The following is a 14345-nucleotide window of genomic DNA, read 5'->3' as shown; positions in this document are numbered from 1 at the left end:
CTTCGCCGTTACGGCGCCTGCACGCGCGGCACCGACACCGCGTCGTAGTCCACCGCCGTCGGGTCCTCGTCCAGGCCGAAGCGGGCGTTGGGCAGGTAGATCCGGTCGCCCCAGACCGCCGCCGTGGTCGGCACCCGGAACCGGTCCGGGTCGGTGATCCGCGCGATCGCGGTGCCGCGCGTGCCGGCCGCGTCGAGCCGGACCACGTCGATCTGGTTCTTCTGCTGCTGCACGATGTACAGGTCGCGGCCGAGCAGCAGCAGTCCGTCGCCGGCCGGGATCCGCAGGTCGCCGAGGTCGACCGTGCGGGCGGTGCCGGTGCGCGCGTCGACCCGCATCAACGAGCCGCCGTCCTTGACGCAGTTGACCACCAGCAGCGCCCGCCCGTCGGGGGTCCGCTCGATGCCGTTGGCGGTGAAGTCGGCCCCCTGGACCCAGTCGCCGCCGAGCGGGACGGTGGTCACCTCGTGGCCGGGCTCGCCGGTCCGGTCGAGGGCCAGCCGGTAGAGCTGCGGCTGGAAGGAGTCGGTGAACCAGGCCGCGCCCGGGGTGAGCACGACGTCGTTGACCATGGTGGTGTCGGCGCCGAGCCCGGTGAAGTGGCGCAGCAGCGCGCCGGAGCGCGCGTCGACGACCCGGATCTCCCGGCTCCAGCCGCCGGCGAGGAAGAGCCGGCGCTCCGCCCGGTCGATCTTGAGGCCGACGGTGCTCTTCTCCGCGCCGAGCCCCTGGTGGACGATCCGGCCCTCGCCGGTGGCCAGCGCGACCCGGTAGACGGATCCGTCGCCGAGCGAGCCGAAGTACGCGTACGGGCTGTGCCCGATGGCCACCCCCTCCGGCTGGAAGCCGCGGGGCAGCGGGAACGCGGTGGGCCACGGCCCGCCCGCGCCTGCCGCGTGGGCCGGGCCCGAGGTGAGCGGGCCGGTGAGAGCCGCCGCGCCGAGGGCGGCGGCGGCTCCCAGGAATCCTCTGCGTGCGAGGTGATGCTGCACTGAGCGCCCTTTCGTACAAGTGATCCATTGACGCTCACAGCTCATCACAACGCCCGCTTCCCCCATGGCGGTTGGCCGAATCTCGCCCGTCTCGGGCTCATGTCAGCCGCAGGCGAACCGCGCCGCGGCCCAGTCGCCGTGGTCGCCGCTCTTGGATCCGTTGGTGTCGGTGATCCTCAGGTGGACGTGCCGGGCGCCGGTGAGGTCGACATCCACCGGGACGGTCGCGGAGGCCCCGGTGACCTTCGGCGAGGTCCAGAGCACCTTGCCGTCCGCCTCGACCGAAAACGCGACCTCGCCGTACCCGTTGATCTCGTCGTCGATGCCGACGTCGGCGGTCAGCCGGGTGCACCGGCCGCCGAGGTAGACCTCGATGTCGGAGTCGGCGTGCGCGCCGATGCCCTTGTCGTAGGTCTTCCCGGCCAGGGTGAGGGTCCGTCCGTCGCCCGCGGCGGACTCGCCGTTGGAGCGGTCGCGTTCGGGCGGGCCCCAGCCGTTCGTGGATCTCAGCCACACCAGGTCGCTCGCCCAGGCGTCCGCCGTGGGCGGTTCCGGCATCACCCCGACGGCGAACCGCTGGATCGCGACCCGGTCCAGCGAGGCGGCGCGGTAGCCGGCGCTCGCGGTGAGCGTGGACTCGCCGGGTCGTGCGCCCGGCGGCGGGGTCACCGTCACCTGGACGCGCCGGGTCGTGCCGGCCGGGAGCCGGTCGATCCGGGCGGCCGGGGTGACCTTCCAGCCCTCGGGGGCGGTCAGGCCGACCGCGACGCCGGTGGCGTCCCGGTCGCCCGCGGTGACGTCGACGGAGACGGTGCCGGGCACGCCGGCGCCCAGCTCCTGGCCGGCCGGCGCGGACACGGTGGCGGCGGCGCCGGGCACGGCCCCGCCGACGGCTGCGGTGTCGGTGAGCGTCAGCTCGAAGGGCCGGTCGGTGCGGAGCGCGGCCGTCTTGACCCGGACCACTCCCCCTCGGTCGGCGGCGTCGTACCACCAGCCCTGCGTGGCCGCCTCGAACGCGGCGCGGCTCGTGTGGCGGGGCAGGGCGGTGCCCTCCAGCGCGACCTTGGTCGGCGCGTCGCCGGTGTGCACGGTGAAGGCGTAGGGCCGGGAGGCCGCCTTGCCGGTGTAGGCGCCCTGGCTCGCGCCGATCCGTACGGTCACGTCGCCGGCGCCCCGGGCGGGCGCGGTGACGTCGGCGCGCTGGGTGGCGTACCGGCCGGCCTTGTGGGCGCGGGTGACGCCGTCGTCCTCGTAGAGCGTGAACGACGAATTCCCCTGCGGGTAGACGTCCCAGGCGAGCTGGGAGCCGGGGGTGCGGTCGGTGTACGAGCGGATGCCGCCGGGCCACATGGGCACGGTCGCCCCGGCGCGGACGAACAGCGGCAGGGTGTCGAGCGGGGCGCTGTAGCCGTCGAGGGTCTGCGGGCCCTCGTGGACGCGGCCGCTCCAGTAGTCGATCCAGGTGCCCTTGGGGAGGTAGATCCCGTCGCGCCGGACGTCGTCCTTGTAGACCGGTGCGACGAGGAAGTCCTCGCCGCTGAGGAACTCGTACTTGGCGGTGTCGGTCGCGGCCTTCGGGTCGTCGGGGTACTCGAGGACGAGCGGCCGGGCGAGACCGACACCGGTCTTCGTCGCCTCGTGGGCGTGGCTGTAGATGTACGGCAGCAGGGACTCGTGGAGCTTGAGGTAGCTGCGGTTGATCGTGGTGTACGGCTCGCCGTAGCGGAAGGGCTGCTTGTCGTTGGCGGCCCAGCCGTCCATGGTCATCGTGACCGGCAGGAAGGTCTTCCACTGCAGGTCACGGGTGTACGTCTTGGCGCTGCCTCCGAAGATGCCGTCGACGTCGCCGGTGGTGTACGCGAGTCCGGACATGGACGCGCCCGCGTAGGTGGGAATCTGCCAGCGGATGTACTCCCAGGTGCCGGACTGGTCCCCGGACCACTGGACGCCGCAGCGCTGGGCGCCGGACCAGCTCTCCGGGGCCCAGGTGAAGCCGCGGGCGTCGCTGTTCGCCTCGATGCCCGCGTGGGCGGCCTTGCAGCCGTCGAGGGCGAACTTGTAGCCCGCGCCGACCCAGGCGACGTCGAGCTTGGCGACCCGCTGGCCGGCCTTGACCTGGTCGGCGAGCTTGTCGAGGCCGTCCTCGGTCCACAGTCCGAGCTGCATGCCGCGCTGCTGCAGGCCCGTGGCTGCCTCGCCGAGGTTCTCGTAGCCGCAGCCGTAGCCGTCGTTGACGAGCATCCAGCCGTTGGGCATGTCGTTCTGCACGTAGCCGTCGGCGACCTTCAGGGCGTCGAGGGTGCGCCGCTCGCCCCGGTTGGCGTTGTGCAGGTAGCAGTCGGCGTCGCCGATCTCGAGGCCGTACACGGGCGGCATGAAGGGCTTGCCGGTGAGGTTCGTGTACTGGCCGATGACGTCCTTGACCGCGTCGGCGCCCTCGCCGGCGAAGTAGTAGGCGTCGAAGCGGCGTTCGCGCGCGGAGGTCGTGACGGGCTCGCCGAAGGCGTAGGTGTTGGGGGCGTAGGTGTTGCGGAAGACGCCGTATCCGGCGGAGGAGAGGTAGAACGGGACGGAGTTGGGGTGGCCGCCGTCGTTCCAGTTGTAGTCGACGCCCACTTCCACGGTCTTGCCGCGGTGCGAGGTGTTGCCGCGGCCGTTCTGCATGCCGGCGCCGTAGAACTGCTCGGTCGCGCCGCGGGCCAGGGTCTGGACGGTGCGGTCCTGGTTCCAGGTCAGGCCCTTGGTCTCGGACCAGAGCGCGGTGCCGTCGGCGCGGTACGCGGCGAAGCGCAGCGGCGACTTGTAGGCGCGCAGGGTGACCCGGTCGGTGCTGAGCTCGTACCGGTCGCCGCGGTCCGTCCAGCGGGTGGTGGGCGGCGCGCCCTGCGGCAGGACGATGTCCTGCCCGGTGGGGTCGGTGTACTTGCCGTCGGGGGCGAGTTCGATGCGGAAGGTCTCGTCGGTGACGAAGCTGACCCGGGCCTCGGCGGCGCCCGCGGTGAGCCGGTAGACCGGGCCGTCGGCGGTGAAGCCGGTGACGTCGCCGACGGTACTGTCGGCGGGCTCGGCGGACTGGGCGGTTCCCGGTCCCGCGAACACCGCGAGGAGGCTGAGCACCGCCCCACCGAGTGCAGCTCTCATGCGCATTGATGATTGCATGGAGCGTTTTTAGCGCAGCTGCAAGCACAGGACTAGAGGGCAAAACGGAACCGCCCTCGGACTTCGGGGAGAAGTCCGAGGGCGGTTACCGAAAGAGGCTGCGCGGATCTGCGCGAATCAGCTCGCTAGAGAGCCACACCGAGCAGGGCGTCGGCCGCGCGGGAGACGAGGCCGGGCGCGGACTCGTCCGTGCCGCCCTCGCTCTCCTGGAGCGCGGCCCAACGGTCGATCGCGGCGAGCGCGGCCGGCGCGTCCAGGTCGTCCGCGAGCGCCTCGCGGATCTCCTCGACGAGTGCGTCGGCCGAGGGGCCGTCGGGCCGGGAGACTGCGGCGCGCCAGCGGTCGAGGCGGGCCACGGCCGTGTCCAGGACGTCGTCGGTCCACTCCCAGTCGGCCCGGTAGTGGTGCGCGAGCAGGGACAGCCGGATCGCCGCCGGGTCGACCCCGGCGCGGCGCAGCGCGGAGACGAAGACCAGGTTGCCCTTGGACTTGGACATCTTCTCGCCGTGCAGGGCGACCATGCCGGCGTGCACGTACGCCTTGGCCATGGGGTACTCGCCGGTGAGCGTCTGGGCGTGCGAGGCGCCCATCTCGTGGTGCGGGAAGATCAGGTCGGAGCCGCCGCCCTGCACGTCGAAGCCCATGCCGAGGTGGTCGAGCGCGATGGCGACGCACTCGATGTGCCAGCCGGGGCGCCCGGCGCCGAGGCTGCCGCCGTCCCAGCTCGGCTCGCCCTCACGGGCGGCCATCCACAGCATCGGGTCGAGCGGGTTCTTCTTGCCGGGGCGGTCGGGGTCGCCGCCGCGCTCCGCGGCGAGGTGCCGCATGAGCTCGCTGTCGTAGTTCGACACCGAGCCGAAGTGCGGGTCGGCCTCGACGGAGAAGTAGATGTCGCCGTCCAGCTCGTAGGCCGCGCCGGCGTCGCGCAGCCGCTCGACCAGCGGCACGATCCCCGGTATCGCCTCGACGGCGCCGATGTAGTGCTGCGGCGGGAGCATCCGCAGCGCGGTCATGTCCTCGCGGAAGAGCGCGGTCTCGCGCTCGGCGAGGCCGACCCAGTCGACGTTGTCGCGGATCGCGCGCTCCAGGAGCGGGTCGTCGACGTCGGTGACGTTCTGGACGTAGTGGACCTGCCGCTTGGTGTCGAGCCACACGCGCTGAACGAGGTCGAACGCGTTGTAGGTCGCCGCGTGACCCATGTGGGTCGCGTCGTACGGCGTGATGCCGCAGACGTAGATACGGGCGACGGGGCCGGGGGCGAGGGTCACTCGTCCGCCGGTCGCGGTGTCGTGGATCCGGAGGTCGCGGCCCTTGCCGGGCAGGGCGGGGACCTCAGAAGCGGGCCAGGCATGCATGCCCCGAGCGTAACCGGACGGGTGTTCCGGATACGAACCGGATCCTGGATCTTGTCCGATCAGGCGTTCTTGCGGGATCGCGCGGGATGTGCCAGGGGAAAGGCAGGCGGGCCGGCAGCGGTACGTCCTCGTCAGACCGGTGGCCAGGGGATCGCGGGCCACTGGCCGGACGGCTCGGGGTGGCGTCCGGTGGTGCGCAGCAGGGCCACCCGGGCCCGGATCGCGTCGATCTCGGCGGGGGTGAGCAACTCCGCCAGGCGGGTGGCGAGCGGGGCGCCGGGGGCCAGCTCGCCGTCGAGGCGGGTGAGCACGCCGGCGGCTTCGACGGGCAGCGGCTCGCCGGCCCAGCCCCAGAGCAGGGTGCGGAGCTTGTCGTCCACGTGGAAGGTGACGCCGTGATCGATGCCGTAGATCCGGCCGTCCGGGGCGGGCAACAGGTGGCCGCCCTTGCGGTCGCCGTTGTTGATCACCGCGTCGAGGACGGCGAGGCGGCGCAGCTCGGGCGTGTCGGCGTGCACGAGCAGCGCGGTGCGGTCCTCGGCGACCTGGGCCGTTCCGACGGCCTTCCAGCCGTCCCCGGGCTCCTCCCGGTCGACGAGGCCGAGCAGTTCGGCGCCCTCGTCCGCGTCGATCCAGAGCTGGACCATGCCCTCGCCGTACGGGCCGTCGCGCAGCACCGTGGGCGGCACGAGGCCCCAGCCGGTGGCCTCGGAGACCGCGTACGCGGCGACCTCGCGCTGCGCCAGGGTGCCGTCGGGGAAGTCCCACAGCGGGCGCTCGCCGGCGACCGGCTTGTAGACGCAGACGGCCGTCTCGCCCTCGTGGGCGACGGAGCAGTACAGGACGGCGTTGGACGCCTCGCGGACCTGGCCCTCGACGGTCAGCTCGCCCTTGGTGAGGAGGTCGAGCACCGTCACGCCCCCCGGCGGTATCCGTTCTGGCGCGGGCATACGTGTCCTTCCGGGTCGAGCGGGAGGCTGCACAGCGGGCACGGCGGCCGGCCGGCGTTGACCACGTCGAGGGCCCGCTTGGCGAAGGCGCGGGCCTGGGCGCCGGTGAGCCGGACCCGCAGCATGGGCGGTCCGTTCTCCTCGTCCTGGAGCAGCCGTTCCTCGGCCTCGGCGAGGTCCTCCTCGGACTCGACGTCGAGTTCGACGAGGGCCTGCGCCTCGACGATCATCCGCTGTTCCTCGCCGTCCCAGGCCAGGGCCATGGTGCCGACCCGGAACTCCTCCTCCACGGGGCTGTCCAGCGGGGCGGTGTCGGCGACGTCCGGCGGGGCGACGGCAGGCACCGGGGCGTTGCCGCCGGTGCGCCGCACGACCTCGTCGAGGAGTTCGTCGATGCGTTCGGCCAGGGCCGCGACCTGCGTCTTCTCCAGGGCCACGCTGGTGACCCGGCCCGAGGCGGAGGCCTGCAGGAAGAACGAGCGGCGGCCAGGCAGCCCGACCGTGCCGGCCACGAAGCGCTCCGGTGGGTCGTAGAGGAACACCTGACGGGCCACGTGCCTGTCTCCCTTGGGTCTCGACGCCGGAACTCGTCAGTCCGACGGTGTGTCTCGGCGGTGGATCTCGGCGGCAATCGGGCTACGGGGCCCCCGGGTTGTCCCGGCGGCAGCCCTCCGGCCCGTCCACCCTACTGCGCGGAGCGATCACGGTGCGCCCGCGCCGCCGCCGACCTCGGCGGCGCCGGTGTTCCCGCCGCGGTCGTCGCCGGTGTCGCGGGGGGCGAGGCCGGCGAGGTCGCCGGTGTCACCGAGCCGCAGGACGAAGGGGCGCAGCCGGGTGTAGCGGATCACCGTGACCGAGCAGGGTTCGACGTGGATCCGCTGGAAGAGGTCGAGGTGCATGCCGAGCGCGTCGGCGACGACGGACTTGATGATGTCGCCGTGCGAGCACATCGCGTAGACGGCGTCCTCGCCGTGCTCGGCCTCGATCCGGGCGTTCCAGTCCCGTACGGCGTCGACGGCCCGCTGCTGCATGCCGCGCATCGACTCGCCGCCGGGGAAGGCCGCGGCGGAGGCGTGTGCCTGGACGACCGCCATGAGGGGTTCGTCGGCCAGTTCGGCGAGTTTGCGGCCGGACCAGTCGCCGTAGTCGCACTCGCTGATCCGCTCGTCGGTGTGCAGCGGCAGTCCGGGCCGGGCGTCCAGGAGCGGCCGGAGGGTCTCCCGGCAGCGCTGCAGCGGGCTGCTGACGGCGGCGGCGAGGGGCACCCCGGCCAGCCGTCCGGGCAGGGCGGCGGCCTGCGCGGCACCCCGCTCGTCGAGCCCGATCCCGGGCGTCCGCCCGGCGAGCACCCCGGCGGTGTTGGCGGTGGAACGTCCGTGCCGGACGAGGATCAGCGTGGCCATGGCGGCAAGGGTAAGTGGCGGCGGGGGTGCGTGGGGCGGACGGGCGGGGAAGAATACGCGGCGTGATCGTGGACAGTGCCATCTACCGGGGCGGGCGCCGTACGACGGGGCCGCTGGATCTCTCGGACGCGCTGGCGGAGTGCCGGGCGTCCGGGGACGCCTTCGTGTGGGTCGGTCTCTACGAGCCCACCGAGACCGAGTTCGACCACGTGGCGGACGAGTTCGCGCTGCATCCGCTGGCGGTCGAGGACGCGCTGAAGGCGCATCAGCGGCCGAAGCTGGAGGTGTACGACGACTCGCTGTTCATGGTGCTCAAGCCGGTGGGGTACGAGCCGGAGAGCGACCGGGTCGTCGCCGACGAGCTGATGATCTTCATCGGCAACTCGTTCGTGGTGACGGTCCGGCACGGCGAGAGCTCGCCGCTCGCCCAGGTCCGCCGCCATCTCGAGGCGATGCCGGAGGTCCTGCAGAAGGGGCCCACGGCGGTGCTGTACGCGATCAGCGACGCGGTCGTGGACCACTACATCGACGTGGCGGGCGAGCTCCAGGTCGACCTGGAGGAGCTGGAGACGGCGGTGTTCGCGCCGAGCGGCAACGGGCCGGGCGGGGACCCGAAGAGCACCGCCGCCCGGATCTACACGGCCAAGCGGCAGGTGCTCGAGTTCCGCCGGGCCAGCGGCCCGCTCACCGCGCCGGTCTCGCGGCTCGCGGCCGGCACGGTGCCGTTCGTGCACGAGGCGGCGCGGCCGTTCTTCCGGGACGTCAGCGACCATCTGGCCCGGGCCAACGAGCAGGTGGAGGGCCTGGACCGGCTGCTGTCGGACGTGCTGTCGGCGCATCTGGCGCAGATGGGCGTGCGGCAGAACGACGACATGCGCAAGATCTCCGCCTGGGCGGCCATGGCCGCGGTCCCCACCATGGTGGCGGGGATCTACGGCATGAACTTCGAGCACATGCCCGAGCTGGGCCGGGTGTGGGCCTACCCGGCGGTGATCCTGCTGATGACCGGGGTGGTGCTGGGCCTGCACCGCCTGTTCAAGCGGCGGGGCTGGCTGTAGCGGGCGCGGGGGCCGGCCGGTGCGGGGTTCCTGTCAGAACGCCGGCGCGGGGGTGGCCGGTCCGCCCAGTGCGTCGCGCCGCTCGGGCATCTTCAGGTCGACCATGCGCCGCCAGCCGGCGGCCCGCTCGTACGCGTACATGGCACGGATGCCTGCGGCGAGGACGGCCGACTTGGCCCCGGGCCAGTGCAGCAGCCGTCCCATGTGGGACATCACGGCGAGGCTGACGTCGCGGTACACCCCGATCTCGGTGAGGGCGGACTCGCGCAGGGTGCGCTGGATCAGCCGGCCGTGGCCGGCGTACGCCAGGCGCAGCAGCTCCTCGTGGCAGTAGGCGAGGTGGTTGTCCTCGTCGTTGCAGATCATCCTGATCGCCCGGCCGAGTTCGGGATGGTCGCCGAAGTGCTTGACCAGCATGTCCATCTGGTCGGCGGCGCGCTGCTCGGTGACCCGGCTGTGCGCGAGGTAGACGATGATGTCGCGCTCGGTCAGCGGCTCGTCGCGCTTGAGCTTCTCGTGGGCGAGGCCGATCCCGCGCTTCTCCAGAAGCATGGTGTAGTCGGTCTCGGGCGGTACGTCGACGGGCGGCAGGCCGCGCTTCTTGAGCAGCGCGTTGAAGATCCTGCCGTGCTTGTCCTCGTCGGCTCCGTGCCGGGTGATCTTCGGCGCCATGTCCCGCATGCCGGCGGGTACGAGCGCGGCGATCCGGCCGTTCTCCCAGCCGCCCTGGGCCTCGCCGCTCGCGGCGATGGAGCAGAAGAGCTGGAAGGAGTCGTCGTCGTCGATGATTTCCTGGAACAGGCTTCGGGCCGAGAGCATTGCTGCCACCTCCAGCGGGACGTCCGCACGCCGCACGCCCGCAGAGGAAAAGTCAAATGCGCCCGGCCGACGGCGGCAACACGAGGGCCGGGCGACTGGGCCGAACGACGGAATCGCCCGGGGCCGTAACCGGGGGGCGCGGTGGCGCGTTGTGCTGCGTGACGGCCGTGGCGGGGAAGACCCCCCGAGCCCCCACCACGGCCGCAGACCTCGCCCGGTTTCCCGGGTGCTTCCCGTTACGCCAGGCCGGCCCGCTCCAGCGCCTCGACGCCGGCGCGGAGGGCGGTCACCCGCTCTTCGAGGGTGAATCCGGCCGGGGACAGCGTCAGCGTGTTGACGCCGGCCTCGGCGTAGGCCGTCATCCGGTCCGCCACGGATGCCACGTCGCCGAGCAGGGCGGTCTGCTCGATGAGCCGCCGCGGTACGGCGGCGGCCGCACCGGCCTTGTCGCCGGCCAGGTACTTCTCCTGGATCTCGGCGGCCTCCTTCTCGTAGCCCATGCGCTGCGCGAGCTGGTTGTAGAAGTTCTGCTTGCGGCTGCCCATGCCGCCCACGTACAGGGCGGTGTACGGGCGGAACATGTCCGCGAGGGCGTCGACGTCCGGGCCGAGGGCGATCGGCAGCGTCGGGTGGACGTCGAAGCCCTCCATGGTCAGGCCCGCCTTCTCGCGGCCGGCGCGGATGTGGCTGATCGCCGTCTCCTCCAGGTGCTCGGCGGACGGGAAGATCAGCAGCGCGCCGTCGGCGATCTCGCCGGTCTGCTCCAGGTTCTTCGGGCCGATCGCGGCGATGTACAGCGGGATGTGCTCGCGCTGCGGGTGCACGGTGAGCTTGATCGGCTTGCCCGGGCCGTCGGGCAGCGGCAGCGTCCAGTGCTCGCCGGAGTAGCTGAGGCGCTCGCGGGTCATCGCCTTGCGGACGATCTCCACGTACTCGCGGGTGCGGGCGAGCGGTTTGTCGAACTTGACGCCGTACCAGCCCTCGGAGACCTGCGGGCCGGAGACGCCGAGGCCGAGGCGGAAGCGGCCGCCGGAGAGCGAGTCCAGGGTGGCCGCGGTCATCGCGGTCATCGCGGGCTGGCGGGCCGGGATCTGCATGATCGCGGAGCCGACGTCGATCCGGGAGGTCTGGGCGGCGACCCAGGAGAGCACGGTCGGGGCGTCCGACCCGTAGGCCTCGGCCGCCCAGCACACGTCGTAGCCGAGCCGGTCGGCCTCCTGCGCGACGGCGAGGTTGTCGCCGTCCATTCCGGCGCCCCAGTACCCGAGGTTGATGCCCAGTCGCATGCCCAAACACCCTCTTTACCGATCAGTAACGTCCCTGTGGCCCGGACTCTAGCGCGGCGGACGGGATCCGTCAGGGGCGGGTTGTCCACAGGCTCTCTCCGCGTGGTGCCCTGGCCAGTAATCTCGCGCTCATGGAGCAGAGGCATCTCGGCCGTACCGGCCTGCGCGTGTCCCGGATCGGGCTCGGCACCCTCACCTGGGGGCGGGACACCGGCGAGCATGACGCCGCCGACCAGCTGAAGGCGTTCTGGGAGGCCGGCGGGACGCTGGTCGACACGGCGGACGTGTACGGCGGCGGCGAGGCGGAGTACGTGCTCGGGCAGCTCGTCGGGGGGCTGGTGCCGCGCGGTGATCTGGTGATCGCCACGAAGGCGGGCAGCGTCGCCGACCCGGACCGGCGGTGCGACGGCTCCCGGGGGCACCTGCTCGCCGCCCTCGACGCCTCGCTGGCCCGGCTCGGCACGGACCACGTCGACCTCTGGCAGCTCCACGCGTACGACCCGTACACCCCGCTGGAGGAGTCGCTGCAGGCCCTGGACCTGGCGGTGAGCAGCGGGCGGGCGCGGTACGCGGGAGTGGCGGACTTCTGCGGCTGGCAACTGGCGAAAGCGGCGACCTGGCAGCTCGGCGGCGCGGGCACGCGGACCCGGCTGGCCGGGACGCAGATGGAGTACTCGCTGCTCCAGCGGGGCGTGGAGCGGGAGGTGCTGCCGGCGGCGCGGGACCTCGGCATAGGCCTGCTGCCGTCGTCGCCGCTGGGCCGCGGGGTGCTGACCGGCAAGTACCGGCACGGCACCCCGGCGGACTCGCGGGGCGGCTCGGAGACGATGGCGCCGTTCGTGGAGCCGTACCTGGACGAGACCGCGAGCCGGATCGTGGAGGCGGTCGCGACGGCGGCGGACGGCCTGGCGGCGACGCCGCTGCAGGTGGCGCTGGCGTGGGTGCGGGACCGGCCGGGCGTGACGGCCCCGATCGTCGGGGCGCGCGACGCGCAGCAGCTCAGCGAGGCGTTGTCGGTGGAGACCCTTAGTCTTCCTGACGAGATCTGCCGGGCCCTCGACGACGTGTCGGCGCCCGTGCACCGCTACCCGGACCACGACTGGAGCACCCTGTGACCGTCCCAGACCCCTCGCGCGGCGAGTCCGCCGAGGTCCCCCCGTCCGACGCCGCCGCGGAGGCGGAGGTGGAGGTTCAGGTGGATTCGGAGGTGGACGCCGAGGTGGACGCCCAGGCCGGTGAGACCGGTGAGGCCGGCCCTGTGGGGGACGGCTCCGAGGGGGGCGCGGACGGTGGCCCGGACGGCGGTGCGAAGCCCGCCCCGACCGAGGCGGAGGCCGAGCTCGCGGCGCAGCGCGAGGAGCGGGCCCGGATCGAGCGACGGAAGGCCGACAAGGACGGGCCTGTCGAGAGCGGGGCCAAGCTGAGCGGCAAGGCCGCGGATCTGCTCGCGGCCGTACGGGCCGTGGAGGCCGGCGAGAAGTCCGGCACCGCGTTCTACGAGAACCCGGCGCCCGCGCCCCGGCGGTCCGCGCCCGAGCCGGCCGCGCCGGTACGGCACCGGCAGCCCGAGGCGGTGCCCGCGCCGCCCTCCGCCGCGCCGGAGACGCTCGCGGCGGTGCGCGAGGTACTGGCCGCGGGCGGGGCGCCGAAGTCGCTCGCCGAGCGGGTCGCGGCGCTGCTCGGCGAGGGCGCGGCGGAGGCGCTGCGGGAGGACCCGTGGCAGCTGCTCGCGGTACCCGGCGTCCAGCCGGACCAGGCCGACGGCTTCGCCCGGGCGCTGCTCGGCGGTTCCGCGGGCCCCGGCGACGCCCGGCGGGCGACCGCCCTGGTGGGCTGGCTGCTGGAGCGGGCCGCGCTGCAGGGGCACACGGCCCTGGAGCTCGCCTCCGTCCGCGCCGCGCTCGCCGAGCGGGCCGTGCCCGACGCGGAGGAGGCGGTCCGGCAGGCCGTCGCCGAGGGCGCGGTGCTCGTCTTCCAGGAGGAGGAGCCGGAGGCGGAGGAGTCCGAGGACGGGGGCGCGGAGGAGTCCGAAGGTGCCGGTGGGGCCGCCGTGGAGCCCGCGCGGGACAGCGGGCCGCCGGTTCCGGTGCTGCTCGGCCTCGACCGGTACGCCCTCGCCGAGGAGAGCCTCGCCGACGGCCTGGCGCGGCTGGCCAAGACCGTCACGGCGGCCGACTGGGACGGCCCCGAGCTCGCCCGCGCCTGCGGGGCGCACGGCCTGGTGACGCACACCGGCGGCGAGGCCGCCCGGGCCGAACCGCTCGCGCTGGTCCTGGGCGCGCGGGAGCGAGGGCTGCGCGCCGCCCTCGCGGTCCACACGGAGAACGGCCGCCGCCGACTGGGCTCGGACGCCGGCGCGGTGACCGTCGCGGACCTGCTCTCCGGGGCCGCCGGTCTCGCCCGCGACGAGGACGGCGCGCTCGCACTGGACCTGCTGGCCGTCCTCGACGCCCCGCAGCTCGACGTGGAGACCGCCGCGATTCTGGTCGAGGCCCTGCCCGACGGCTGCCGGCTGCTGCTGAGCGGCGACCCGGGCGTGCTCGGCGCCGCCGGGGCGGGCCGGGTCTTCGGCGATGTGCTGGCCGCCCGGGTGTGCCCGCAGGTCGCCTCCCGTACACCCGACCCGGGCCCGCTCGGCGAGCTCGTCTCCGGCATCGGGATCGGTGAGCTCACGCAGGTCGAGGCCCCCGGCAAGGAGGTCGTGATCGTCCCGGTGCGGGACGCCGGCGAGGCGGTGCACCGTACGGTCCAGCTGGTCGCGGACTCGGTGCCGCGGGCCATCGGCGTCCCTGCCGAGGAGACCCAGGTGATCACCGTCGGGCACGGCGGCGCGGCGGGCACGCGCGCGCTGAACGCGGCGCTCAAGCAGCGGCTCAACCCGGGCCCCGGCCGCTTCGGCGGCTTCGACCCGGGCGACCGGGTGGCCCACTCCCCCGTGCCGGGGCGGACGGTGCCGGCCACGGTCGTCTCGGCCGACGCCGAGGGCCTGCACCTGGACCGCGACGGCGAGAAGGTCGTCGTACCGAAGGAGCGGGTGGAGGCGTCGGTGCGGCACGGCTGGGCGCTGACCGCGCACCAGGCGGCCGGGATGCGCTGGCCCGCGGTGGTCGCGGTGCTGCCCGGCGACGCGGCGCAGGGGCTCAGCCGGGCGTGGGTGTACACGGCCTTCGGCCGGGCCGAGCGGCATCTCTCCGTGGTGCACGGCGTGGACCAGGCGCTGCCGCGTGCGGTCGCGGAGGGCCTCGCCCCGGCGCCCACGACCCGGCTGCGGCCTCTCCTGGAGGCGCTGCTGGCCGCTCCCGAGGAGGAGTAGCCCGCGCATG

Annotated in this window: 11 protein-coding genes; 3 read left to right on the top strand and 8 right to left on the bottom strand. The window is 73.7% G+C overall.

Translation table 11 applies throughout. The annotated features are described in order from the left end of the window. Positions 1 to 8: 8 nt before the first annotated feature. From R2D22_RS29790 to R2D22_RS29765, 6 genes are all read right to left on the bottom strand, one after another. The gene (locus R2D22_RS29790; protein ID WP_318107834.1) at positions 9 to 992 is read right to left on the bottom strand and encodes an SMP-30/gluconolactonase/LRE family protein; all 984 of its coding nucleotides are present in this window, start codon (positions 990 to 992) and stop codon (positions 9 to 11) included. 102 nt (positions 993 to 1094) lie between these two features. Further along, positions 1095 to 4151 carry an NPCBM/NEW2 domain-containing protein gene (locus R2D22_RS29785; protein ID WP_318107832.1) on the bottom strand — a complete coding sequence of 1019 codons (3057 nt, stop codon included), beginning with the start codon at positions 4149 to 4151 and terminating at the stop codon, positions 1095 to 1097. 125 nt (positions 4152 to 4276) lie between these two features. Continuing rightward, entirely contained in the window at positions 4277 to 5506 is a 1230-nt protein-coding gene (mshC, locus tag R2D22_RS29780; RefSeq protein ID WP_318107831.1) for a cysteine--1-D-myo-inosityl 2-amino-2-deoxy-alpha-D-glucopyranoside ligase, read from the bottom strand. 131 nt (positions 5507 to 5637) lie between these two features. Then, positions 5638 to 6456: an SCO1664 family protein gene (locus tag R2D22_RS29775; protein ID WP_318107829.1), complete on the bottom strand. Its 819-nt coding sequence runs from the start codon at positions 6454 to 6456 to the stop codon at positions 5638 to 5640. Next, positions 6420 to 7010: a DUF3090 domain-containing protein gene (locus tag R2D22_RS29770; protein ID WP_318107828.1), complete on the bottom strand. Its 591-nt coding sequence runs from the start codon at positions 7008 to 7010 to the stop codon at positions 6420 to 6422. Before R2D22_RS29770 ends, R2D22_RS29775 begins: the two co-directional genes overlap by 37 nt. A gap of 147 nt (positions 7011 to 7157) precedes the next feature. Further along, positions 7158 to 7859, bottom strand: a complete 702-nt coding sequence (locus tag R2D22_RS29765) for a histidine phosphatase family protein (RefSeq protein ID WP_318107826.1) — start codon at positions 7857 to 7859, stop codon at positions 7158 to 7160. 53 nt (positions 7860 to 7912) lie between these two features. On the opposite strand from R2D22_RS29765, the gene R2D22_RS29760 reads away from it, so the two are divergent. Continuing rightward, positions 7913 to 8917, top strand: coding sequence for a magnesium and cobalt transport protein CorA (locus tag R2D22_RS29760; protein WP_318110073.1), 1005 nt, complete (start codon positions 7913 to 7915; stop codon positions 8915 to 8917). 33 nt (positions 8918 to 8950) lie between these two features. On the opposite strand, the gene R2D22_RS29755 is transcribed toward R2D22_RS29760, so the two are convergent. Both R2D22_RS29755 and R2D22_RS29750 read right to left on the bottom strand, forming a co-directional pair. Beyond that, complete coding sequence (locus R2D22_RS29755; protein ID WP_318107825.1) at positions 8951 to 9736, bottom strand: ferritin-like domain-containing protein; 786 nt, start codon at positions 9734 to 9736, stop codon at positions 8951 to 8953. Positions 9737 to 9972: 236 nt separating this feature from the next. Continuing rightward, the gene (locus tag R2D22_RS29750; protein ID WP_318107823.1) at positions 9973 to 11022 is read right to left on the bottom strand and encodes an LLM class F420-dependent oxidoreductase; all 1050 of its coding nucleotides are present in this window, start codon (positions 11020 to 11022) and stop codon (positions 9973 to 9975) included. A 131-nt stretch (positions 11023 to 11153) separates the two neighbouring features. Between R2D22_RS29750 and R2D22_RS29745 the strand changes: the two genes are divergently transcribed. Continuing rightward, positions 11154 to 12137, top strand: a complete 984-nt coding sequence (locus R2D22_RS29745) for an aldo/keto reductase (protein WP_318107822.1) — start codon at positions 11154 to 11156, stop codon at positions 12135 to 12137. Beyond that, positions 12122 to 14335 carry a helix-hairpin-helix domain-containing protein gene (locus R2D22_RS29740; protein WP_411977170.1) on the top strand — a complete coding sequence of 738 codons (2214 nt, stop codon included), beginning with the start codon at positions 12122 to 12124 and terminating at the stop codon, positions 14333 to 14335. Before R2D22_RS29745 ends, R2D22_RS29740 begins: the two co-directional genes overlap by 16 nt. Positions 14336 to 14345: the final 10 nt, after the last annotated feature.

This window comes from Streptomyces sp. HUAS YS2 (assembly GCF_033343995.1).
GTDB classification, from domain to species: Bacteria; Actinomycetota; Actinomycetes; order Streptomycetales; family Streptomycetaceae; genus Streptomyces; species Streptomyces solicathayae.
The sequence above is the reverse complement of the archived record's forward strand: the minus strand, read 5'-3'. Positions and strand labels throughout refer to the sequence as shown.

Coding starts and splice junctions, on each gene's coding strand:
- R2D22_RS29785 (WP_318107832.1), bottom strand. CDS start 4,151: ATGCAATCATCAATGCGCATGAGAGCTGCACTCGGTGGGGCGGTGCTC.
- mshC (WP_318107831.1), bottom strand. CDS start 5,506: ATGCATGCCTGGCCCGCTTCTGAGGTCCCCGCCCTGCCCGGCAAGGGC.
- R2D22_RS29775 (WP_318107829.1), bottom strand. CDS start 6,456: ATGCCCGCGCCAGAACGGATACCGCCGGGGGGCGTGACGGTGCTCGAC.
- R2D22_RS29765 (WP_318107826.1), bottom strand. CDS start 7,859: ATGGCCACGCTGATCCTCGTCCGGCACGGACGTTCCACCGCCAACACC.
- R2D22_RS29755 (WP_318107825.1), bottom strand. CDS start 9,736: ATGCTCTCGGCCCGAAGCCTGTTCCAGGAAATCATCGACGACGACGAC.
- R2D22_RS29750 (WP_318107823.1), bottom strand. CDS start 11,022: ATGCGACTGGGCATCAACCTCGGGTACTGGGGCGCCGGAATGGACGGC.
- R2D22_RS29745 (WP_318107822.1), top strand. CDS start 11,154: ATGGAGCAGAGGCATCTCGGCCGTACCGGCCTGCGCGTGTCCCGGATC.